Origin of the sequence: Pseudoalteromonas atlantica (assembly GCA_007988745.1) — a bacterium.
Classification (GTDB): domain Bacteria; phylum Pseudomonadota; class Gammaproteobacteria; order Enterobacterales; family Alteromonadaceae; genus Pseudoalteromonas; species Pseudoalteromonas atlantica.
This window is the reverse complement of the sequence record BJUT01000024.1, coordinates 26,456-50,195: the sequence shown is the minus strand read 5'-3', so window position 1 is coordinate 50,195 and position 23,740 is coordinate 26,456. Positions and strand designations below refer to the sequence as shown.

19 protein-coding genes are annotated in these 23,740 nt (G+C 37.3%); 8 read left to right on the top strand and 11 right to left on the bottom strand.

What is annotated here, in order from left to right; translation table 11 throughout:
* The first annotated feature begins 607 nt into the window (after nt 1-607).
* Nucleotides 608-1,822 carry a hypothetical protein gene (locus tag PAT01_RS11455; protein ID WP_004586302.1) on the top strand — a complete coding sequence of 405 codons (1,215 nt, stop codon included), beginning with the start codon at nt 608-610 and terminating at the stop codon, nt 1,820-1,822.
* 62 nt (nt 1,823-1,884) lie between these two features.
* On the opposite strand, the gene PAT01_RS11450 is transcribed toward PAT01_RS11455, so the two are convergent.
* Nucleotides 1,885-2,760, bottom strand: coding sequence for a DNA replication terminus site-binding protein (locus tag PAT01_RS11450; RefSeq protein ID WP_154945512.1), 876 nt, complete (start codon nt 2,758-2,760; stop codon nt 1,885-1,887).
* Nucleotides 2,761-3,737: 977 nt separating this feature from the next.
* On the opposite strand from PAT01_RS11450, the gene PAT01_RS11445 reads away from it, so the two are divergent.
* On the top strand, nt 3,738-5,087 hold the full coding sequence (locus PAT01_RS11445; protein WP_154945511.1) for a class II 3-deoxy-7-phosphoheptulonate synthase: 1,350 nt from the start codon (nt 3,738-3,740) through the stop codon (nt 5,085-5,087).
* Between the two features lie 60 nt (nt 5,088-5,147).
* Here PAT01_RS11445 and ppsR read toward each other — a convergent pair whose 3' ends face one another.
* Nucleotides 5,148-5,957, bottom strand: a complete 810-nt coding sequence (ppsR, locus tag PAT01_RS11440; RefSeq protein WP_004586305.1) for a posphoenolpyruvate synthetase regulatory kinase/phosphorylase PpsR — start codon at nt 5,955-5,957, stop codon at nt 5,148-5,150.
* 154 nt (nt 5,958-6,111) lie between these two features.
* Between ppsR and ppsA the strand changes: the two genes are divergently transcribed.
* Nucleotides 6,112-8,487, top strand: a complete 2,376-nt coding sequence (ppsA, locus tag PAT01_RS11435) for a phosphoenolpyruvate synthase (protein WP_154945510.1) — start codon at nt 6,112-6,114, stop codon at nt 8,485-8,487.
* Nucleotides 8,488-8,552: 65 nt separating this feature from the next.
* Here the strand turns inward: ppsA and PAT01_RS11430 are convergent, their stop codons facing one another.
* On the bottom strand, nt 8,553-8,762 hold the full coding sequence (locus PAT01_RS11430) for a PGPGW domain-containing protein (protein WP_154945509.1): 210 nt from the start codon (nt 8,760-8,762) through the stop codon (nt 8,553-8,555).
* A 145-nt stretch (nt 8,763-8,907) separates the two neighbouring features.
* On the opposite strand from PAT01_RS11430, the gene ydiJ reads away from it, so the two are divergent.
* Nucleotides 8,908-11,955: a D-2-hydroxyglutarate dehydrogenase YdiJ gene (gene ydiJ, locus PAT01_RS11425; protein ID WP_154945508.1), complete on the top strand. Its 3,048-nt coding sequence runs from the start codon at nt 8,908-8,910 to the stop codon at nt 11,953-11,955.
* Nucleotides 11,956-12,096: 141 nt separating this feature from the next.
* On the opposite strand, the gene PAT01_RS11420 is transcribed toward ydiJ, so the two are convergent.
* Both PAT01_RS11420 and PAT01_RS11415 read right to left on the bottom strand, forming a co-directional pair.
* Nucleotides 12,097-13,296 carry a cation:proton antiporter gene (locus PAT01_RS11420; protein WP_154945507.1) on the bottom strand — a complete coding sequence of 400 codons (1,200 nt, stop codon included), beginning with the start codon at nt 13,294-13,296 and terminating at the stop codon, nt 12,097-12,099.
* Nucleotides 13,296-14,507 (bottom strand): tyrosine-type recombinase/integrase, encoded by a 1,212-nt coding sequence (locus tag PAT01_RS11415; RefSeq protein ID WP_054981980.1) that lies wholly within the window; start codon nt 14,505-14,507, stop codon nt 13,296-13,298. The genes PAT01_RS11420 and PAT01_RS11415 overlap by 1 nt, the downstream gene beginning before the upstream one ends.
* A 137-nt stretch (nt 14,508-14,644) precedes the next feature.
* On the opposite strand from PAT01_RS11415, the gene PAT01_RS11410 reads away from it, so the two are divergent.
* A complete protein-coding gene (locus PAT01_RS11410) occupies nt 14,645-15,208 on the top strand; it encodes a lipid-binding SYLF domain-containing protein (RefSeq protein ID WP_055019010.1) in 564 nt (187 codons plus the stop codon).
* Nucleotides 15,209-15,343: 135 nt separating this feature from the next.
* On the opposite strand, the gene PAT01_RS11405 is transcribed toward PAT01_RS11410, so the two are convergent.
* The 6 genes from PAT01_RS11405 to PAT01_RS11380 all read right to left on the bottom strand — a co-directional run bounded on the left by PAT01_RS11405 (nt 15,344) and on the right by PAT01_RS11380 (nt 21,326).
* Nucleotides 15,344-16,006, bottom strand: a complete 663-nt coding sequence (locus tag PAT01_RS11405) for a hypothetical protein (protein ID WP_154945506.1) — start codon at nt 16,004-16,006, stop codon at nt 15,344-15,346.
* A 104-nt stretch (nt 16,007-16,110) separates the two neighbouring features.
* On the bottom strand, nt 16,111-16,593 hold the full coding sequence (locus PAT01_RS11400) for a hypothetical protein (RefSeq protein WP_154945505.1): 483 nt from the start codon (nt 16,591-16,593) through the stop codon (nt 16,111-16,113).
* A gap of 23 nt (nt 16,594-16,616) precedes the next feature.
* A complete protein-coding gene (locus PAT01_RS11395) occupies nt 16,617-17,663 on the bottom strand; it encodes a patatin-like phospholipase family protein (protein ID WP_154945504.1) in 1,047 nt (348 codons plus the stop codon).
* Between the two features lie 139 nt (nt 17,664-17,802).
* Nucleotides 17,803-19,209 carry an alanine/glycine:cation symporter family protein gene (locus tag PAT01_RS11390; RefSeq protein ID WP_154945503.1) on the bottom strand — a complete coding sequence of 469 codons (1,407 nt, stop codon included), beginning with the start codon at nt 19,207-19,209 and terminating at the stop codon, nt 17,803-17,805.
* Nucleotides 19,210-19,335: 126 nt separating this feature from the next.
* Nucleotides 19,336-20,247: a citrulline utilization hydrolase CtlX gene (gene ctlX, locus PAT01_RS11385; RefSeq protein ID WP_024032372.1), complete on the bottom strand. Its 912-nt coding sequence runs from the start codon at nt 20,245-20,247 to the stop codon at nt 19,336-19,338.
* Nucleotides 20,244-21,326 carry an ornithine cyclodeaminase gene (locus PAT01_RS11380; protein WP_154945502.1) on the bottom strand — a complete coding sequence of 361 codons (1,083 nt, stop codon included), beginning with the start codon at nt 21,324-21,326 and terminating at the stop codon, nt 20,244-20,246. The genes ctlX and PAT01_RS11380 overlap by 4 nt, the downstream gene beginning before the upstream one ends.
* Before the next feature lie 167 nt (nt 21,327-21,493).
* Between PAT01_RS11380 and PAT01_RS11375 the strand changes: the two genes are divergently transcribed.
* From PAT01_RS11375 to PAT01_RS11365, 3 genes are all read left to right on the top strand, one after another.
* On the top strand, nt 21,494-21,925 hold the full coding sequence (locus tag PAT01_RS11375) for an Lrp/AsnC family transcriptional regulator (protein ID WP_055254207.1): 432 nt from the start codon (nt 21,494-21,496) through the stop codon (nt 21,923-21,925).
* An 87-nt stretch (nt 21,926-22,012) separates the two neighbouring features.
* Nucleotides 22,013-22,723 (top strand): AraC family transcriptional regulator, encoded by a 711-nt coding sequence (locus PAT01_RS11370; RefSeq protein WP_154945501.1) that lies wholly within the window; start codon nt 22,013-22,015, stop codon nt 22,721-22,723.
* Nucleotides 22,724-22,873: 150 nt separating this feature from the next.
* Nucleotides 22,874-23,737 (top strand): DMT family transporter, encoded by an 864-nt coding sequence (locus PAT01_RS11365; RefSeq protein ID WP_154945500.1) that lies wholly within the window; start codon nt 22,874-22,876, stop codon nt 23,735-23,737.
* Nucleotides 23,738-23,740: the final 3 nt, after the last annotated feature.

The following is a 23,740-nucleotide window of genomic DNA, read 5'->3' as shown; positions in this document are numbered from 1 at the left end:
TAATAAAGGTTAAGGGTGTATAATAGCTATATAACTATATGATATTTATAAATAATGTTAAAAAAAGCAGATCACCTTTATACTTGGTTAAGATCAGATCTTAATCTACATGCAGATCAGCTTTTTACTAAGCCTTATTTAATTATTAGAGTTATGCACAACTTACTCAATAAGTTATGTACAAAATGGCTGTGTGAGATCAGTTTTTTACTAAGTAAATTATAAAGTTATACACTTAAGCTTACGAAGAACAGGGCGTTTAATTGGTATAGATCTGATCTGTAGTAAGTACAGATCAGATCTATGCTAACTCGAAGTGCTGTTATCCACAGCAGGTATTTATTTTACTAACGTTTGTCGTGTAAAAAGTTTAAAAATAGCGCTTTTAATGGACAAAAAATAAATTGAGTTAGTAAAAATTTAGCTTGAGAAGCTTATCTTAGTAAAATAGTGATCTGAAATTAAGCTTATCACTCACTACTTAGTATAATAATGATCCGTTACGTTTATTTATACTCGGATCAGTTTTATACTAACTTAAACATTTAACTTTTGTTGCTTAATGTGTTGTTATTAGCTGTCGCAATAAAAAATGGAAATCAGAACAATGAGCCGAAAGGTCAACATCTCGGTAGATAACTTGCCCGATACACTTAGGGGCCAAATACACGGGGTGGAAAGTGCAATAGATAACGAAAGTTTAGCACTATTTACAGATAACAAAGATGTGCGAATTTCTATCGAAAATGCCGCTCATGGGTTACGTGCTTATTCAAACACGTTTAACCACTATGATTTATGGGGGCGTTTTGTACGTTCTGGGCATAAAAAATTGCCATTGGAAGAAGCACCTAAAAAAACAATTATTACGCGTAAAATATCCGAAAAAGTAGATGGTATTTTATATGACGGCGAAATAAAAATTACACCGGCCGTTGTAAGCACGCGTAAAGATGGCGAAGACGTAGAATATTTAGTGTGGCCATCGGATAGAGAAGAAAAAGTTGAGCGCGCGTTAATTCGCCTTGCATCGAAAGGTAAAATCGTAAAAATCAATTTTAAGTCCGGTATTCAATATGCCGTGGTTTTTTCGATGAACGAATTAGCCCAAGAACTTAAAGCGGTTGGCCAATCAATGCCATACCCACAAATTAAAGAATCATTAGAAGCACTTCAAGGTTCTAAACTTTCATTTAAATACTCGGCTACTGATACTAAAAATACAGATATTGATGACTCTTTTTATGAGTCAAACATGAACTTTTTATCATCTCTTCACTTTAGTGGTAAAAAAGGCCAAGGCGGCAACGTTAAATGTGTTGCATGTTTAAATGCATTTGTTCATAACATGATTGATAACCTTGAATACAAAGGATATTACTTTAACAGTGCGCAAGAGTTAAAACGTGGTTTATCGCGTTGGATGATGCTGCGTTTATACCACCTTTGGCGTTATGCCGCGCCTGGTAAAACGTATCATTTTAGATTGCTATCTATTATGGAAAAATACGGCTCTATTTATTCAACCGACGATATCACAGAAAACAAATTAAAAGCATTACGCCGTGATATGACCACAACAATGAAAGACTTGATTGAGAAAGGGGCTATTTCAGAATACAGCATTACTAATGTAAAAGATGATAAAACCGGTAATATTATTGATTACACCTATGAAATGCATCCTTCTGATCAGTTTTGTGATGAGATACTCACGCTCAATAAGCACAATAAGCGTATTGAGATTCAAGGTGGTAAACGAATTGTCGAAAACGCAGTTTTAATTGATGAAGATAAAATAGAAGAAATAGTCGAAAAATAACAACGGTTAAAATAATAGACTACTTACCAAAAAGGCCACACAGTGTGGCCTTTTTAACATAATTAATTATCTACTTGTTCTAAGTAAAGCCTATCCACTAAAAAGTCATACTCTTTTTTTCTCGGGTGAGACTCTGGTTTTTGATAATCTGGCAAAGTACCTAACTTAACATCGGGCTGTGGGTTAATTAAAATAAACGGCAATGCAGCACTTACGTGATACCTATTTTCTGCGGTATACCTAACATTAACTTGGGGGCTTACTCGGGTAGGGCGGCGAATTCTTAACTTTTCTTTTTCACCTAAACTAGCTACTCGCATTTGCTCTTGTGCAACAAGGGACTGCCATTTTTGTTGGTCGATCATTCTTGGATTTCTATAACCAGCAGATTTATCGAGCATTTCAAGTGCCATTTTTTTAGTTAGAGTTTTAGTTGCATGCTTATGCATCCAAGTAAATCTCACTGAAAAAGGGGACTCACTTTGAAAATGAATTTTTCGATAGGCTGCAAGAGTGATTAAATTTGGAACCGCGTTATGAACAGCTTCAAATCGAGCATCGTTATTATCGATAGCCAAAACACACTCCTTAAAAGCAGCCTTAGCTTTATTAACTTGTTGTATTCGGCTAGTTAATGCTGCGACATCTGCATTTTTTAGAACCAAAAGCCCAGGATGACGCTTGAGTACTCTACTACTTAAACTTTCTTTTTTATAAATATCAGTAAACGAATTTAAAATTGCCCTATGAGCAATTTCGCCGGTTAATTTTTTTACAGGAATTGACTCGGGAATAATATTTTCATCAACACTATTTATATCTGGTAGCTGATAATACTCAGCCTTTGAATATTCACAGATACGTAATTCATCAATCAATAACGATGTTAATTCATTCATTAAATCAAACTGACTTCTTATTTGTACTTTAGAAACCATAACCACCCTGAGAACACATCTTACTTATGTAATTATTAAGTTTAACCCTTTGCTTTGTCTTTTTAAAGTTTATTTATTTCACTAATGCTAAGATTACATTTAATTGAAATTTAGTACGATGTGTTCTTTTACGTTGTTTGCTTATGCTTGTGAGATTTGGTGCGTGAATATTTGCATATAACAGAAAGAACTAACGAACCCAGGCGTGATCAATACACTTATGTTTATTTAAAAATTTGTTGTAACGCAGGTAAATGCTAGGGCGATGTATACTTTTATATATTATCGCTCTGTGTAAAATAGTTATTGAGCCTTTAGTTTAAGGCCAGCAATCAATTTTTTGGTTCGACACTTTAGATAGTGTTGGGCACTCATTGTATAATTACTTATAAGTGATACTTGTAATACAGCGCTAGGCTCCTGTAAGGGGGAAGGCTGCTCCGTGAAAATGAACTCTATACAACTTAATATTTAAAGTAGTCGTTCATACAGACTGTTTTTAGTAGCCCTAATTAGAGTACTGGCATCGTCTAACAACCTGATCACAGTTGTACAGAATAAAGTGGACTTATTATTATAGCTTTACATAACCCTGAATCACTTAGCACACACTCAAGATAAATTCTAGTCACTTGGTTGATTTAATTAAATTACCACTGTAAAGTTAAGATTACATTTAACCGACTTTAAGTATGATGTGTTCCTAGTGAAACTGTTAACTTTAAGGCTTTGAATTCAATTTGGTTTGGGATGGTTAAAAAAACGCCTTCATATATTCAACTTATTGTATTTAAATAAAAATAGTAAAATTAAAACACGCTTAAAACTAAGCCTGAGCAGCCTTAAAATCATAAATAACCTTATATATATTTAACTCATAACAAATTAGTTGGTAAATAGTGAATATAGTCCTTGAACTTAGGGCCATGCATACGTTAATTTCTTTATATCAGGTAAAGTAGGAATGAGGAAAGAACATGCAATCGTGGAACCCAAATAGCTGGAGAGAACTGCCAATACTGCAGCAGCCACAGTACCCAGATCAAGAAGAACTGAAAACAGTAGAAAGCCAGTTAAAGAGTGCTCCGCCACTTGTTTTCGCAGAAGAAACAAGAAGCCTCTTTAAACAATTAGAAGATGTATGTGAAGGTCGTGCATTTTTACTTCAAGGTGGCGACTGTGCCGAATCATTTAGCGACTTTAATGCCGCTAATATTCGCGATACATTTAAAACCATTTTACAAATGGCTGTTGTTTTAACATACGGCGGTAAATGCCCAGTTGTTAAAATTGCACGTATGGCAGGTCAATACGCTAAACCACGCTCTGCAGATTTAGAAACTATTGACGGTGTATCTTTACCATCTTACCGTGGTGATATTGTAAATAGCTTTGAGTTTACAGAAGAAGCACGTATTCCCGATCCACAACGTTTAATGAAGGCATACCACAACAGTGCTGCTACATTAAACTTACTTCGTGCATTTGCACAAGGTGGCTTAGCAGATTTACACCAAGTGAATCGCTGGAACATGGGCTTTGTAGCCGCTAATCCGCAAAAAGAGCGATTCCAACAGCTTGCTGACAAAATTCAAGACGCACTTGAATTTATGGAAGTATGTGGCATTAATTCTACTATTGCGCCAAGCCTTAAAGAAACCGACTTATACACGTCTCACGAAGCGTTATTGCTAGGCTATGAAGAAGCACTAACTCGTCGCGATCACCTATCTGGTGACTGGTACGACTGTTCTGCGCACTTTGTGTGGATTGGTGAGCGTACACGCCAATTAGACCATGCACACATTGAGTTTTTCAAAGGTATTAAAAACCCTATTGGTGTTAAAGTTGGTCCAGGAATGGACCCAGATGACCTAATTCGTTTAATTGATGCAGTAAACCCAGATAACATTCCGGGTCGTTTAACGCTAATTACACGTATGGGTGCCGACGTACTGCCAGAAAAACTTCCAGCACTTGTAAGACGTGTTCAGCAAGAAGGCCGTAAAGTTATTTGGAGCTCGGATCCAATGCACGGTAACACTGAAAAAGCGACATCAGGCTATAAAACGCGTAGCTTCGATAATATCATGCGCGAAATTAGCCAGTTTTTTGGTGTACACAAAGCTGAAGGTTCATACGCAGGTGGTATCCACTTAGAAATGACTGGCCAGCACGTTACAGAGTGTACCGGTGGTGCATACGGTTTATCTGACGATGACCTAGCGCAACGTTACAAAACACAATGTGACCCGCGTCTAAATGCAGACCAAGTATTAGAGGTAGGCTTTTTAGTAGCTGACTTATTAAAAGACTCTCGTAAGTAATAAATAAAAAACTAAAGCCGCATTATGCGGCTTTTTTTAGCAAAACAGTAAATTAGTTGGTTAGTACTTACGTCGCTCGAGGTTACTGTCTATTAAGATTTTTGCAGATATTTCCTCTACAGAATGATGGGTAGAATTAAAGTATGCAATTTTATGTCGCTTATAAAGCATTTCAACTTCACGCACTTCAATTCGGCATTGTCTTATTGATGCGTATTTAGAATTTGCCATACGGCGGTGTCTAATTGCAGCCAAACGCTCAGGGTCAATAGTTAACCCAAATAACTTATGTTTGTAAGGGAGTAAACATTTAGGTAGTCCCTCACTCTCTAAGTCGTCTTCAGTTATCGGGTAATTTGCAGCCTTAATGCCGTACTGTAGGGCTAAGTACAAGCTTGTTGGTGTTTTACCGCTTCTGCTAACACCTACTAAAATAATATCGGCTTCAGAAAAGTTTTTAATATTTCCGCCATCATCATTCATAAGGGCATAGTTAACCGCATCTATTCTAAAGTCATAACTTTTTTCATGAATAGAGTGGGTACGATGCATTTTTGGCACTGGCGCAACATTAAGCTCTTTTTCTATTTTTTCACTGTAAGTAGACAAAAAATCATACGCGATTGCATCGGCCGATTTAATAATTTCACTTAAGTTGTGATTTACGAAGGTAAAGAATACAAATGGCTTCTCACCTTCTTTTGCAGCAGTTGCGTTTATTAACGCTTTAATTTCATTTGCTTTTTCTTCTGTTTCTACAAAAGGAATAGTTTTATGATTAAATTCAACCGGAAATAACGACAAAGTCGCGTGACCAAACACTTCGGAGGTAATAGCTGTGCCGTCTGATATATAAAAAGCAGTTCTCATAGTTAACCTTTTTATTACGTTTAATCCCTAAAATGGCTTACTCACGGTTTACGTGAGGTCTAATGCCAGTGTAGAATGAAGGTGACCTTTATAAAAGGTTTTCTTTCTTAACTCTCACAGTTACAACTACAATTTGTTTTTTGGAGAAAGACCCGTGCAAGAATACGTTCTCTGGTATCAAGAGCTTGGTATGCAAGATGTTCCTCGTGTTGGCGGCAAAAATGCCTCACTGGGTGAAATGATTTCAAACCTCGCTAACGCAGGTGTACAGGTTCCGGGTGGTTTTGCCACTACAGCCGACGCTTTCAATGAGTTTTTAGAGCAATCTGGACTCAATGCAAAAATTCACGACATTTTAGATACGCTTGATGTTGATGATGTAAATACACTCGCTAAAGTCGGTGCCGATATCCGCCAATGGATTATCGATACCCCATTCCAACCTAACCTAGACCAAGCCATTCGCGACGCATACAGCCAACTTCATGGCGATACATCAGCCGATGTATCATTTGCAGTACGCTCATCAGCCACCGCTGAAGATATGCCAGATGCATCATTCGCAGGCCAACAAGAAACCTTCCTTAACGTTCGTGGTATCGACTCAGTAATGGTCGCTATTAAACACGTATTTGCTTCTTTATTTAACGACCGCGCCATATCGTACCGTGTTCACCAAGGTTACGATCACCGTGGTGTTGCACTATCTGCTGGTATTCAGCGTATGGTACGTTCAGATAAATCAGCATCAGGTGTTATGTTTAGTATTGATACAGAGTCTGGTTTTGAAGACGTTGTATTTGTTACTTCAAGCTACGGTTTAGGTGAAATGGTTGTACAGGGCGCAGTAAACCCTGATGAATTTTATGTTCATAAACCAACATTACAAAAAGGGTTGCCATCAGTAGTACGTCGTAATATTGGCTCAAAAGCCATTCAAATGATTTACTCAACAGATGAGGCACACGGCAAACAAGTAGAAATTGTTGATGTAGAGCCAAGCCTTTCAAACAAATTTTCAATTACAGATGAAGAAGTGCAAGAACTTGCAAAACAAGCTGTAATAATCGAAAAGCACTACGGTCGTCCTATGGACATCGAATGGGCAAAAGACGGAAACGATGGCAAATTGTACATAGTACAAGCGCGCCCAGAAACCGTTCGCTCAAACGAAGATGCCAATATTATGGAGCGTTTTCAATTAAATGGCACAAGCAATGTCATTGCTGAAGGCCGCGCAATTGGTCATAAAATTGGTAGTGGTGTTGTTCGTGTACTTGATTCAATTAAAGAAATGGACCAAGTACAAGAAGGCGACATTTTAGTTACCGACATGACAGACCCAGATTGGGAACCTATCATGAAGCGCGCCGCGGCTATTGTTACAAACCGTGGTGGGCGTACGTGTCACGCAGCAATTATTGCCCGTGAACTTGGTATTCCTGCGGTAGTTGGCTGTGGTAACGCAACCGATTTAATTAAAGCAGGCCAAGAAGTAACGGTATCATGTGCTGAAGGCGATACAGGTTACATCTACGAAGGTATTTTAGATTTTGAAATATTAACGTCGCGCGTTGATAAAATGCCAGAACTACCAATGAAAGTGATGATGAACGTAGGTAATCCAGACCGCGCGTTTGACTTTGCACGTTTACCACATGCAGGTGTTGGCCTTGCCCGTGTTGAATTTGTAATAAACCGCATGATTGGTGTTCACCCTAAAGCGCTATTAAATTTTGATGCACAATCACCTGCGTTACAAGCAGAAATTACCGACATTATTGCCGGATACGAATCGCCGGTAGAGTTTTATATCTCTAAATTAGTAGAAGGTATTTCAACGCTAGGCTGTGCCTTTGCACCAGAGCGTGTAATTGTGCGTATGTCTGATTTTAAATCAAACGAATATGCAAACTTAGTAGGTGGTGAGCAGTACGAACCTGAAGAAGAAAACCCAATGATTGGTTTTCGTGGTGCTGCACGTTATATCTCTGAAGACTTCCGTGATTGTTTTGCCCTTGAGTGTGAAGCAATTAAACGCGTAAGAAACACCATGGGTATGACCAACATTGAAATCATGATCCCATTCGTACGTACCCTTGAAGAAGGTAAACGTGTTATCGAATTACTAGAAGAGCATGGCCTTAAACGTGGTGAAAATGGTCTAAAAGTTATCATGATGTGCGAGCTTCCTTCAAATGCATTACTTGCCGATGAATTTTTAGAGATGTTCGATGGTTTTTCTATCGGCTCTAACGATTTAACTCAGCTAACACTTGGTCTTGACCGTGACTCAGGCCTAATCGCACATTTATTTGATGAGCGTAATCCTGCGATTAAAAAGCTACTTTCTATGGCAATTAAAACCGCTAAAGAAAAGGGCAAGTATGTAGGTATTTGTGGTCAAGGTCCTTCAGATCATGAAGACTTTGCAGCATGGTTAGTACAGCAGGGCATTGATTCTGTTTCACTAAATCCAGATACAGTACTAGAAACATGGTTATACCTAGCAGACAAACTTGCTAAATAATCATCAGTACCCGTAACAAGTAAAAATGCCAGCAATTATGCTGGCATTTTTGTATCTGGGCTAAATTACCGTGCTAATTTTTTATCTAAATAATTACACGATTTAGTTAAGGCTTTTTGGCAAAGCTTTAAATAATGCCTCGCTTTTGGGTAATAAAACGAAAAGCACAGTAACCCCGCCATAAAAAATATTAGTGACGGGCCTGGCACTACAGCAAAAAATAGCCCCAGCAAAATAAACAACACACCTATGATCTGTAATAGTAATTTTTTCATATAAAGCTCTACACTGTGGTTTAACTTGATTATAAATACAGAACCTCAAAATACGATAAAAAGAGTGTTACAAACTGTAAAATCTTCAATTTCTATTAGCCATCACCATGATATAATTACACAAATGCCTTAAATTATCGCCGTCATGATAGCAACAATTACACAGCAAGATGCAGCGACCGAGCTTGTCGCAAACTACTTAAGTACACTTAAAAATCAGGGATTTAGTGGAGACACCGATGCAAGCTATGCAACGCGTTTAACCGCCTCTACCGATAACAGTATTTATCAGCAAATCCCACAAGGTGTTATTTTTCCTAAAACCGAAAAAGACATTCAACTGGCATTGCAAACAGCATCTCGCGACCCATTTTTGTCGCTTACTTTTGGCCCTCGTGGTGGTGGTACAGGTACTAATGGGCAATCACTCACACCAGGAATAGTGGTTGATTTGTCTCGCTACATGCGGGAAATACTCGAAATTAACGTTGAGGAAGGTTGGGTTAGAGTACAAACAGGTGTAATTAAAGATCAATTAAACGACTTTTTAAAACCGTACGGCTTTTTCTTCTCACCCGACTTATCAACCAGTAACCGAGCAACCATTGGCGGAATGATCAGTACTGATGCATCAGGTCAAGGTTCATTAGTGTACGGTAAAACCAGCGACCATGTTTTAGGACTTACTACCTATTTAGTCGATGGCAGCCCAATGGTGACATCACCAATAGACATAGAAAAAGCTAAAGTAATAGCCGAGCAAGAATCATTAATCGGTAGCCTTTACAAAACAGTATTGGAAATTTCTTTAAATGAGCGCCAAGCTATTTTAGAAAAATTTCCACGCTTAAATCGCTTTTTAACAGGCTACGACCTAGAGCATGTGCTAAGTGATGACTTACAAACTTTTGATATGAGTAGGCTAATTACCGGATCAGAAGGCTCGCTTGGTATAGTTACTGAAGCTAAATTAAACTTAACTCCCATAGCCGAATTTAAAACACTGATAAATATTAAATACGACAGTTTTGATTCGGCACTTCGCCACTCTCCCTTTTTAGTTGATGCGCGTGCAACATCGGTAGAAACAGTCGATAGCAAAGTATTAAACCTGGCTCGCGAAGATATTATTTGGCATTCAGTATCGGACTTAATAACCGATGTACCAAATAAAGATATGCAAGGACTCAACATGGTTGAGTTTAATGCAGTATCACCTGAAGATATAAAAGACAAAGTAAACACACTTTGCACATTATTAGATGAGTGCGTAGCAAATCAAACCAATGGTGTTATTGGCTATCAATTAACCAGCAGTAAAAGTGACATTTTAAAAATTTATGCAATGCGTAAAAAATCTGTCGGATTACTCGGTAATGTTAAAGGCAGCCAAAAGCCATTGGCCTTTGCTGAAGATACCGCCGTACCGCCAGAAAACTTAGCCGACTACATTGTAGAATTTAGAGCATTACTCGATAGCCATAATTTACAATACGGTATGTTCGGCCATGTTGACGCGGGTGTTTTACATGTACGCCCGGCGCTAGATATGTGCGACCCAGAACAAGAAAAACTGCTTCGTAAAATTTCAGACGAAGTTGTAAAACTTACCGCTAAATACGGCGGCTTAATGTGGGGCGAACATGGTAAAGGTTACCGAAGTGAATACGGCCCTGAGTTTTTTGGCGAGCATTTATTTAAACAACTACGTAAAATAAAAACAGCGTTCGACCCTAATAACAGAATAAACCCTGGGAAAATATGTACTCCTATAGAAAGTGAGGACTCACTAGTTAGTGTAGATGGGCAAAAACGTTCGTACTTCGATAAGCAAATTTCTATCGATGTAAAAACAAGTTTTAACAATGCAATGACCTGTAATGGTAACGGCATTTGTTTTAACTACGACGAAAATTCTCCCATGTGTCCTTCATATAAAGTAACCGGCGATCGCAGGCATTCGCCAAAAGGCCGCGCAACATTAATGCGAGAATGGTTACGACTTCAAGAGTCTAAAAATGTTGATTTGCTCGAAGTAGAAAAAGAGCTTAACAAAGGCGAAGTTATTACCTGGTGGGAGCGTTTTGTTCATAGCCGTGAAAAAAACAAAGGTGTTTACGATTTTTCTCACGAAGTAAAAGAGTCAATGGATGAATGTTTAGCGTGTAAAGCGTGTACAACATCTTGCCCAATTAAAGTCGATGTACCTACTTTTAGAGCACGCTTTTTAAATTATTATCACAGTTATTACGCGCGCCCACTTAAAGATTATTTAGTCGCAAACATTGAAAGTTCGGCGCCTGTAATGTCTAAATTTGCACGCGTGATCAACCCAATTGTTAAAACAAACTTAGTAAGTAGTTTAATTAAAAAAACAGTAGGGTATGTAGATACCCCCCAATTAAGTGTGCCTTCACTTGAAAAACGTGTCGCAAAAGCACATAAATTTAATTTTGAGTTATTAAATTCACTTTCAAGTGATGAACAAAATGACTATGTGCTAATAGTGCAAGACCCGTTTACCAGCTTTTACGAAGCCGAGTTAGTGCAAAGTTTTATAACACTTATCACCGCGCTGGGTAAAAAGCCGATGCTATTACCGTTTAAACCTAATGGTAAAGCCCAACACGTAAAAGGTTTTTTGCATGAGTTTAAAGTAACGGCAAAAAATGGCGCAGATTTTTTAAATAAACTCGCTGATATTAATTCGCCTTTGGTTGGTTTAGATGCATCGTTAGTTATGTGTTATCGCGATGAATACAAAACCATTTTAGAAAATAATCGCGGCGAGTTTCATGTACAACTTGCCCATGAATGGTTACAAACTCAATCGTTTAAATCATTATCGGCTAAACAAAAAACCGATACTGAATTTACATTATTGAGCCACTGTACAGAAACAACCGCTTTACCAAAAGCGGCAAGTGTATGGAAAACAATTTTTACTGATATTGGTTTAACCCTAAATACAACCAATACCGGGTGTTGTGGCATGGCCGGTACTTATGGCCATGAAGCACAAAACCAAGAAAATTCCCGTGCACTGTACGAAATGAGTTGGAAACCAATAGTAGATAAAAATAAACCAGAGCAACTTTTATCTACCGGTTTTTCGTGCCGCAGCCAAGTAAAACGTTTTGAGCAATTTAAACCAAAGCACCCTATAGAGTTGCTCGCACAGGTACTTAGCTAGTAAAAGTTAAAAATAAAAAAGGCGTAACTTAAAAAAGTTACGCCTTTTTTATTAATACCAACTTGCTTCATTAAGTGATCTATTTTAAAGCTAAAAATCGTGTTTATAGCAAAACAATAAATTCACTAATTTTTATAAACGCTATTTAGATTTTTTAACGAAGCTATCTGCAATTGGCTTTGTACTTATACCATGTATAAACACGCTAAATAAAATAGTGGTCATTGCAATAGTGGCAATATCATATTTATTTTCTATTTGCGTGTCTATTACCATTAAAGTAAAAACAATAGAAGCCAAACCGCGTGGCCCAAACCATGCAAAAGTAAAACGTTCCTTCCAATTAAGTGCTGTAAATTGTAACGATAACATAACCGGAATTATTCTAATTAATGTAGTGCTTAATAAGGCATACACAATTATATTTGTATTTAATTTGGGGATTACTAAATACGCACAAACAAATCCAAATAAACACCAAATCATTAACGAAGTAAAATCAGCAATGTGCTCTGAATCCTCTATTAGCTCAGCGCGAATATCAGTTTTAGAAAATTTATCAAATAACAAACCCGCAATAAACACCGCTATAAAACCGCTGCCATGAAAATATTGAGTGATAGAAAACACCGCCATCGCAAAACCTAAAAGTAAAAATGGGCTGGTGCTTTTTGCAAAGTAATGGCGCTGCATTGCAAAATTTAATGCCGGAATAAATATCGCTATAGAAAAACCAGCAATCAATAATGCTAAGCCAAGCTCTCTTGAAAACACACCTAATGTATGTGAAGCAGTAATAGCAGAGTCAGGCTTTTTAGCTAATAAAATAAAAATTAAAAATACGGGTACACATAAGCCATCGTTTAATCCGCTTTCGGTATTTATACCTTCTCTAATTTTTTCGGGCACTTGTGTACTTTGCAATAACCCTTTACTCAAAGCGGCATCGGTTGGTGTAAGTATAATTGCCAGCAGTGCCGATTGAATTAACGACAACTCTGCAAATAAAAATAAGCTAACACCAATACCGCACAATAAAGTTAAGGGTAGGGCAACAAATAATAATAGGCTAGGGTATTGAAAACTATGCCTCAATACACCTAACTTAGATTTAGCCGCATCAGAAAATAAAAATATACTTAGCGTTAGCTCTATCAGTGGTAATAAATAATCTATTCCTGTTTTTAATTTTTCGCCTTCATTAGGAAGTAAAAACGCCAAAAACATGCCGCCAATCACAAAAAACATAGGGCCTGTTATTTCTGTGCGCTCTAACTGCCTTATTGAAATTGAATAAACTAAAAATAAAAAACCAATAAATGCTATTACTAAGTATTCCATTAAATTTTCCTTTTAACGCCTGATTTTGCTCGCTCTTTAATATTTGTTTGAATGTAAATTTGATCGGTTGTCGCAATTTTAGAATGGCCTAAATCTTCCGATAAATGTTTTAGCGGTCGAGTTTGCGCATCATGTGTTGCACCCGTGTGGCGAAGCCAATGGGCAGTGGCCGCTTCAAGTTGTTCTGCATCATCTTTAAACCCGTCATCAAGTAACGATTGCTGAGCTAAATCAAAACTTTGCTGCACTAAACGTCTAATTTGCCTAACTGTCATCCCACCTTGGCCACGAATTTTATGCACCAATGGCTCAGATTCATCAACGCGAGGTAGGGCGGGTAACCCTCTGTATAATCGGTAACGTTTTAAATACTCAACAAAATCATCACTTAACGTAACATCTCGTAGCTTATTACCTTTGCCCATAATACGTAAAAACCAAAAGCCGTCATTATCTTGCCAAAAGTGCGACATAACTGGCGACCACTGCGGGCGCTCTGATAATTCTGATATACGTAAATATAGCCCTTTTAAACACGCGAGCGTAAATAGGTTACGTTCAAGCTCTGGTTTTTTTTCACATAAATCGCGTGTTACGCCAAATACATATTCCCATTGTATGTCACTTAAAGTGTCTGGGATCTGAATTTGAGATTGAACTACCAAATAGGGGCTATTTTTTTTCACTACAGGTACAAAGTTAGCAAACGTTTTTTCTTCTAAAATAGAAAACTTATAAAATACATTTAGCGCGGTAAACATAGCCGCTAATGTTTGCTGGCTCGCAATTGATTCTTTTAATATAAAAGGGCGCCAATTTTGATTTAATCGACGAATACCTTGTTCATCTTTGTAACGCCATTGCACCGAAGTTGATGCCCATTTTTTATCTGGCTCAGCCATAAAATCAACATACGCTTCAATGTCTTCGCGCTTTAAACTAAATACAGATTTTTCGGCAATTAGCCAAGACCACAAATAAAATCGTTCAAGCTCATTACGAAAACGATTAAATGTTGCCTCAGATTTTCGGCCGTACACATATAAAAATTGGTATAAAAATTTAAGATCGTCCTTTGATTCAGTTACAGTCAAGCCAACTTGCTGTATAAAGGATGCAAGTTCTGGGTATTCTGAGTTTAGAGTACCGTCGTCAAGATGAGCAATTTGGTATCTTAATTGTTTTAACGTATCAACTAAAGCGACAAGCATAATGTATAAATATTCAATAAAATAATAGACTTACAGCTTAACGTTAAAGTCCGATACTGTCTAGTATTGGACATAGTGAAAGTGTATTTATTTAAACATTGTTGTGTATTGGTATGAATCTTATTAAGGAAAGTTTTATGAAAAAATTTATAGTTTTAGGCCTACTTACAATAAGTGTATTACTAACAGGTTGTGCTACTACAGGCAGTGCTTCGCCTAGCGAAAAACGCGCTTTAGTACAAAGCATGAAAAACAATACCCTCGACAAATTATACGCACAAAAACCCGATGTTAAAAAACAAATTGCCAATTCTGCTGGTTACGCCGTATTTGATAACGCAAACGTAAATGTCGTTTTAGCTAGTTTTGGTGGCGGGTACGGTGTAGTAAAAAATAACTTAACGGGTAAATCAACCTACATGAATATGGGTGAAGCCGGTTTAGGGCTTGGTTTAGGCGTTAAAGATTTTAACGTTGTTATGGTTTTTCATAACCAAGCGGCAGTAAATAGATTTATTGAACACGGTTGGGCCTTTGGCGGAAACGCAGATGCAGCAGCAAAATACGAAGATAAAGGTGGAGCACTGGTTGCAGAAGCCATTGCCGACCAAGTTACCGTATATTCTTTAACCGAAAATGGCCTTGCACTTCAAGCAGTACTAAAAGGCACTAAATTTTGGGTAGATTCTGAGCTAAATTAACACCTAATTACTCTCCTAAAAGCGGGCTGGTTTGTATAATCACGCTCGCTTTCTTATTAACTACCTAATTTAACATAACGTAATTTATGGGTAGTAATGCAATAGTATGTACTGTACTACATAAGTCATTCTTTATTAATTAACCTCAATCTTATTAATAGACAATCTCGGGTATATTTCTGCTTTGTTGGTTTTTTTATTTATTAGAAATACATAATTAGAATTAACTCTCATAAACTCAACATCTTTTGTTGATATTCTCTTATCTTTGAATGAAATTGTGTAATTAGATTTATAGTCAATTGATTTATAATTTTTTACTTTATCGTCTATCTTAATATTAAAATGTACAAAATAACTAAACACCATTGTTGTAAATAAAAAAGATGCAGTTGGTTTTTCAAAATAATTCCAGGGAAGTTTATTTAAGATAAGCACGCCTCCGATAAGAATATTTAAATAAAAGGTCTTATCAGATCCTTCTCCACCATTATAAATTGAAACTAGATTTATAATATTTAATATGAGAAAGATCAAAATAACAGTGAGTGGTATATTTACTACCTTAGTTTTTAACCCGAGCTCTTCTCCTTCAATTTCTTTATAAATATCGTCATTTATTCGGAGTAAGCTTAAAAGTAAATAGAATGCTGTGTATAGGAATGGCATAAATATCAAACTAATACTTGTTGATATATAATCTTGTACAGTATAAAAATCGTCACTATTTATGTCAAATGACTTCAATATTTGATAATTAAAGTAATAGCCACTGATTAAAAAAAGAGTTGAAAACATACTCAGAATCATTGTTATATGAGTAGAGCTTATTGATATAGGACTGATTAAAGTGAATTTGGCATTCCTAACTTTTTCTTTTAAATCATTTTTTATTCTTTTTCTTAATTTTTTTCCTCCTTATTCACTGATTTTATTTTGTCTTTAAAACTTTTATCGTCAAACTTTTTCACCTGTGCGTTATAATTCAAAGCTTTATTATAAAAGTCTTCCTCTATATCTTTATTTTGACTTAATTTAAATACGTTTGATATTTTTGCTTGTGAATATGAATAAGACATAGCCAAATAATAGTCAGTAATAAAATTCTCTATTTCGTTTTCTAAGATTGAAATTGCCTTAAGTGTTTTTTCAGTTTCTTCAATCTCCTCTTCGTATAATGTTTTACTAACAGCGTCCATTGCAACCTTTAGATTTTCATTAAACGTATCTTCACTATAATTATCATTCAAATATATTTGTAGCTTTTGAATAATGACTTTTCTTATGACATTTGCTTTTTTAATGTTTTTTTCAATAACTAACTTTTCTAATTTAAACATCGATTTCAAAAATAGAATTTTCAATTTAACGTCCTTGATTTTCATTCGTTTTTCTTTAATTATAACTGCTAGCTTAGTGTCTTTAACCTGTAATTTTTATTAACCTTTTTCTTATCAAATGCTTCAGCCAATTTTTCAGTTTCACTAAAAACGGTATCCCAATATTTAATACGTGTGTCTGCATCAAGATCGGTAAAGTCATTTCTGTCTGGAATTTTTCCGTAAGGTAAACCGGCTATAAATTCTTTTGATGGGGAGATCATCACCACGTTATCGTAATTTTGTGGTGCTACTTTACGTTTTAAATTTTTATCAAACCACCCTGCTTTTGGCTCGCTATTAAAATGCGGATACAAAATTAAACCTGGGTTATTAATTTTTAAATCAAAGTGGTAGTCAATTATTCCGCCATCGCGATAAATGCCGGGTGGCGATCCTGCAATATTTTTTATGCCTTGCATAACAAGGGGTATAGAGCCCGATGCAAGTAAAGCATCTTTTAAATTTGTTTGGCTAAGTGGTATGTTTTGCGTTTTAAAATTATAACTGTCGGTTATTGATAAATTGCTGTTGGGCGCACCAAAAATAAATCGCTCGTACTGCGAACCTAATAATTTTCGGTTTACGCGGTTGAGCATATAACTTTTTGATAAACCTAAAAGCTGAATTAATTTATTTTCACTGGCAATAAACCCATTCGATTTTGCCACTATAAAATGCGCTTTAAAAATAGGATTATTTAAAATTTCGGTTACGCCGTGCTCACCAAATACATCATCTAATAATGCGCGGGCTTTTAGTGTAATTTCAGCAGGTGTTGGTTTATTACTAGAATAGCGCGTTTGCGAATACGATTTGGCTAAACGCTCAATGGCAGCAACGGGGTCGTTTTGTGCAAAACAGGCTGAACGAAATGCGCCAGCAGATGAACCAATTAAGTTAAGTGGTTGGGTTCGGTTTTTAAAAAATTCACCAAAAATATATTTGTCTAAGCCAAATAATGTAAACCATTTAGGCCCGCCACTTGCCCCTAAAAAAGAGGTAAATAACTCGGGTTTAAAGCCCTGCTCGTTAATAATTTTTGCAGCTGTTTTACCTGCGTGAATGTCGATCATTAAATCAATTTACCTTGTTATTCTTATATTTCATTGCTGTTCACACTATCTAAATTTGAATAATTATGCAAAATTAAAAAGCGGTTTTATGTTGCCATAAAACCGCTTTTTATCGTTAAAATTGCTTAAAATACGGGAATCAATCCCAAATGCCGCTTTCGCATTTACCCTGTACTTTTACATCTTTTACTTTAAATTCGGGCTCTATGCCTTTTTTTCTTTGTGTGTTGTAGTCGCGATTAACAGACAAAATAGTTGGCGTGAGCAATATAATAGCGATTACGTTAACCACTGTCATTAACCCTAATGCTATATCGGCTAAATCCCAGACTTCTTTTAGAGATGCCGATGCGCCCCACAGCATCATTGATAAATAAAGTAATGTATAAATTGTGCGCCCTACTTTGTTATCGAGCTTAAATAAATGCAGGTTACTTTCGGCGTAAGCATAGTTGGCCACTACCGAGGTAAAAGCAAATAAGGTTATGGCTGCCGCAACAAAGTACACACCGCCTTGTGCTAAATGTGCGGTCATGGCGCTTTGGGTTAAACGTATGCCTTCCATTTCGCCGCTTATATCTACATCGGCCAATAAAATAACTACCGCGGTACAGCTACAAAGTACAATTGTATCGAAAAACACGCCAAGCATTTGTATATACCCTTGTGTAACTGGGTGATTAGGCATTGGGCTTGCGCTTGCTGCAGCATGCGGCACACTACCTGCGCCGGCTTCGTTAGAATATAATCCGCGTTGTATACCGTTTTTAATGGCAGCGCCCATTGCTCCTGCGCCGGCTTCTTGCAAACCAAACGCTGATAAAAACACATCTTTAAGCATGGCAGGCACTTGCGGTAAATTCATAATCGTAATAATAACCGCCGCGGCTACAAATAATATGCCCATTAGTGGCACTACTCGCTCGGCAAAGCGGGCAATGGCTTTAAAGCCACCTAATATAATTGAGCCTGCTAATACGGTAATAACTAATCCAGAATAAAAGGTAGGTACTTGAAAAGCATAGTTAAGGGCGTCGGTTATTGTATTGGTTTGCATAGCACTAAAAGTAAAGCCATAACCTAAAAATAAACACGCGGCAAACACAATAGCAAAGGCACGGCTGCCCAAACCTTGTTGAATATAATAGGCGGGGCCACCTCTAAATTCGCCACTACTATCGCGTACTTTATACACTTGCCCTAATACACTTTCGGCAAAGCCGGTTGCCATGCCGAGTATGGCTATAACCCACATCCAAAATATGGCGCCGCTTCCGCCTAGTGAAATTGCAACAGCGACCCCGGCTAAATTACCGGTACCTACACGGGCACACAGGCCTGTACACAATGCTTGAAATGATGAAATGTCGTCTTTTTTACACTTGCTACTGCCTTTTAACAGGCTAAACATGTGTTTAAATTTTACTATTTGAATTGCTTTTAAACGTACCGAAAACCAAATACCTGCAAACAGTAGTATGTAGATTAGTATTTGGCCTTCTCCCCATAATAGGCCATTTACACTTTTTACTACGGTATCGAACATGGGCTAATCCTTTTGTATTTATTATGTTTTTACTCAGCGTGTAGTTGAGTAATTGGCATTTAATAATGCATGTTAGCCATAGATTAAGGCAGCTAAGCTGCCTTAGTATGTTGACTTAGTGGTAGGTTATTTACTTTGCAGGTGTATGCCAGCAATCATGCATCTAACCGAACCTCCCGCCGACTCTATGGTTGGTATAGGTAACGGAACAAGTTTAGCTGTTTTTTGTATTGCTGCTTTTTGCTCGGTTGTAAGTGCATTAAACGCCGTTTGTGAGAGTGCTAAAATACGACCATTTGTACCTTGTAACTCTATTGCGTTGCCGCAAAAGCTACTTATTTGCTCATTAGTTAAGTTTATTACTTCTAAATGGCTTTGTATAAAATGGCTAGTTAATTGTTTGTGCTGACTATTTGGCACCATATTTAAGCTGATCATGGCAAACTCTGTGGCTACACACATTAATACATTAGTATGATAAACCGCAGTACCTTGCTCATCGTAGGCGTTAAATACAACAGGTTTTAGCTTTAATTGCTCGCATACTGTATTAACCACGGTTTTAGTAGTGCGCTTAGATTCTACTGCATAAGCAAGCTTATGGGGGTGATCAATAACAAGCGATCCTGTGCCTTCTAGAAATGCATTTTCTTTCGCTAAAAATGAATAATCAGTCACAGACAACACTTTATAGTGATTAGTCAAAAAATCAATAATATCTTTTCGATATTCTAACCTTCTGTTTTCTGCGTACATTGGGTACATAACTAGCTCGCCACTTTGATGGGTAGAAAACCAATTATTTGGAAACACAGAATCGGGCGTGTGTGTATGTTCGTCTTCAAAAAGATGAACCGTTACGCCCTCGTTTTGTAATAATTTAACCGCATTAGTGACTTCGTCAAAGGCAAGCTGACTCTGATTTTGTGAGTTGCAGGTACTTTGAAACGTGTTGTCTAACATGGTTTGTGGGTTAGATGTAAAGTGATGCGGGCGCACCATCACCACCGCTGTTGGGGCTTGCTTTATGTGGCTCATGCGACTTGCTCTTGCTTAGGTGTTTTTGATGGTTGTGTACTATTAAGTACCGAAAATAAATTACGCGGATCAGCTTGTTGTGTAATTAAATCAAGTAGTTCAAACTCACCCGCAGCCACCAGCGCGTCTTTAATATACACCAGCGCGGTAAAGTCTTCGCTTGCAAAGCCTACCCCATCAAAAATAGTAAGCTCGTTGTTACTTGTACGCCCAGGTGTTTGTTTATTAATTACTTTATGAAACTCTGTTACGGCAAAGGTTTTGCTCATTTGCTGTATTTCGCCCTCTATTCTGGTTTGCGGCTCGTACTCTACAAACACATTTGCGCGCGTTAATAATTGTGAATCAAGCTCTGTTTTACCAGGGCAATCGCCACCAATGGCATTTAAATGCACGCCCTGGGGGATCATATCGCTGGTTAAAATAGTGGCATTTTTTTTATCGGCTGTGCAGGTGGTAATAATGTGCGCGCCTTCTACGGCTTCTTCTGCGCTATTGCATAGAGTTATATTTAAGCCGTAGCCACTTAAGTTGTTGTAGGCTTTTTGTGAGGCGTTTTTATCAATATCGTATAAACGAATGTGAGTAATACCTAATACGGCTTTAAAAGCTAATGCCTGAAACTCAGACTGTGCACCATTACCAATTAATGTAAGCGTTGTTGAGTGCTTAGGCGCTAAATACTTTGCCACAAGCGCCGATGTAGCCGCTGTACGTAAGGCTGTTAGTAAGCACATTTCGCTGATCATAACCGGATAACCGCTATCAACATCCGACAAAATACCAAACGCGGCCACGGTTTGAAGTTCCTTAAAGGTGTTTTTTGGATGACCATTTACATATTTACAGCTAAACATTTTACCGTCGCTCACGGGCATAAGCTCTATTACGCCATCAGGAGAGTGCGCTGCATAACGTGGCGATTTATCAAATTCGTCCCAGCGAGCAAAGTCGTGTTCTAATCTTTGAGTAAGCTCAAGCAATACGTTTTCTATTCCGACTTTATTTATAAGTTTGGCCATTGCCTGTACGCTAACAAATGGAACACCTTGTTTAGGTTGTGCGATAAAATGACTCATAAATACCTCTTTAATGACTAAATAAATTAATTGAAATAAGTTTATAGGCCAGAGGTGTTACTTAAAATGCCAAAAGTTTATACAAATAATATTATTTTTTAGCAAATTGCTATGCATTAAAGTACAAATTTAGTAATTTGTAATAAACACATAACCCAAGGCGTTTTATGACCCCTTACATTTACGACTCATTAGATAACGCATTAATAGCCGAATTACGAAAAGATGGCCGCGCTTCTATTTCAGCCCTAGCCGATGTTTTAAAAGTGTCGCGCGGGACAGTGCAAAACCGCTTAGACCGTTTAGTCTCATCGGGCGCTATATTAGGCTTTACGGTGCGTGTACACGAACACATAGAAACCGAAGCTGTAAGAGCAATAATGATGGTGGAAGTGGTGGGTAAATCTACATCGCAGGTAATTAAAACCATGCGCGGCATACCTGAGCTAACAAAGTTACATACAACCAACGGCGCTTGGGATTTAGTGGCTGAAATACAGGCGGCAAATTTAAGTGAGTTTGATGGCGTACTCAGGCAAGTACGCGAAATAGAAGGCATTTTAAATAGCGAAACCAGTATATTATTGTCATCTACTTAGGTTTAATCAACGCCATGTTTTACTTAAAGTATGTTAGGCAATACTCGGGTTCTGTATTAGGTATTGGAGTAGGTATTGGAGTAGGCAATGAGTAAGCTTTCTATTCGGTATTATTCGCAAGATATAAAGCGCCACCAGCACAATTACCATCAATTCGTTTTACCCCTACACGGGGAAATTTTTATAACGTTAAATAATGACTTTAAAACAACGGTGAGTACAGGCAGTTGTATCGTTATAGAGAAAAACGTAGTGCATGCCTTTACAGCCGATGAAGCCGCGCGTTTTATTGTGGCAGATTTAGACGCGCTCCCTGAAAACCTTATTAACCTTTTATGCCCTAAAATCTCAATAGATAGCCGTTTATTAAGTTACTTACAGTTTATAGAGCAGCAACTGCTCGTTGTTAGCGGTGAAAAGCTTACAAGTTCAACTTTTGATTTATTTTACTTATTACTTTGTGAGCAAAGCAGCCACATTAATATAGATAAGCGAATAGATAATGTAATAACCACTGTAAAGCAAAATTTAGCCTACCCCTACACGTTAAAAGAGCTGGCCGGTATAGCCTGTTTAAGCGTAACGCAGTTTAAAACTGTATTTAAAAAAAATACCACTATGAGTGCGTTGCAATATTTAACCATGTTACGAATGCAACATGCTCGCGCCCTTTTAACCCATTCAGACTTACCGATTGCTTTAGTAGGCGAGCGCATTGGTTATAATGATGCCTCTGCGTTTAGCCGCCGGTTTAATGTATATTTTGGACAGCCACCTAAAGCGTTTGCAAAGCAGTAATATAGATAACCTAAACACGAAATAATAAAGCAAGCTCAAGCAGAGCGTAGGTTAAATAGCGTCAGAGCAAACAATAACACCGTCTTTTTAGCACATTTTTAAAAACCTATATTGATACACTCAGTACATAGTATTTACGGAGGGTAATTAATGGCAACACACATAGGGTTTTTAGCAATATTTTCGTGGGGGCTTTTAGCATTACTAGGTAATTTAACCAAAGCACTCCCGGCTTTTCAGTTACTTTTTATGTGCTTTGCACTTTCTTTTATTATTTTATTAGTAAAACGTGTCGCTACAAAACAGCCATTATTAACCCCTCCAAAGCTTTCTAAAAAACAAATTGTAATAGGTGTTACCGGCTTATTTGGTTTTCACTTTTGTTATTTTATGGCTTTAAAATACGGCCCTTTAATAGAGGTAAGCTTAATTGTGTACCTTTGGCCATTATTACTGGGTGTATTTGTGGCTACCCCTGGATCTAAATTTAAAGCAATATTGGGCGGATTATTGGGGTTTTTAGGCACGCTTAGTTTAATTACCGATGGCAGTGGGTTATCTATCAATAGTGAGTATTACTTAGGGTATTTTTTTGCAGGATGCTGCGCAGTATTGTGGTCTAGTTATTCTTATTTAATGTCGCAATTTAATAGCCAAGTAGATGACATAGGCTGGCTTTCGCTTATTGTGGCTGTGCTTGCCCTTTGTGCACATTTTTATTTTGAAACAACCGTTACTAGTTTGTCTGTTTCACAATGGTTAGGCGCTATTTTATTAGGATTAGGCCCAGTGGGAGGTGCATTTTATTTATGGGATTATGGTTTAAAATTTGGTAACCGCTCGCTATTAGCCTCGTTAAGTTTTTTAACGCCGGTGCTTTCTACTTTTATTTTAATACTCGCCTCGCAGGCTCCTTTTAGTTGGTCAGTGTTTTTTGCTTTAGCGCTTATTTTAATAGGTGCGGCGATTAGCAATAAAAAGCCATCGATAAATTTAAAAAAAGCAGAGCTTTAATTT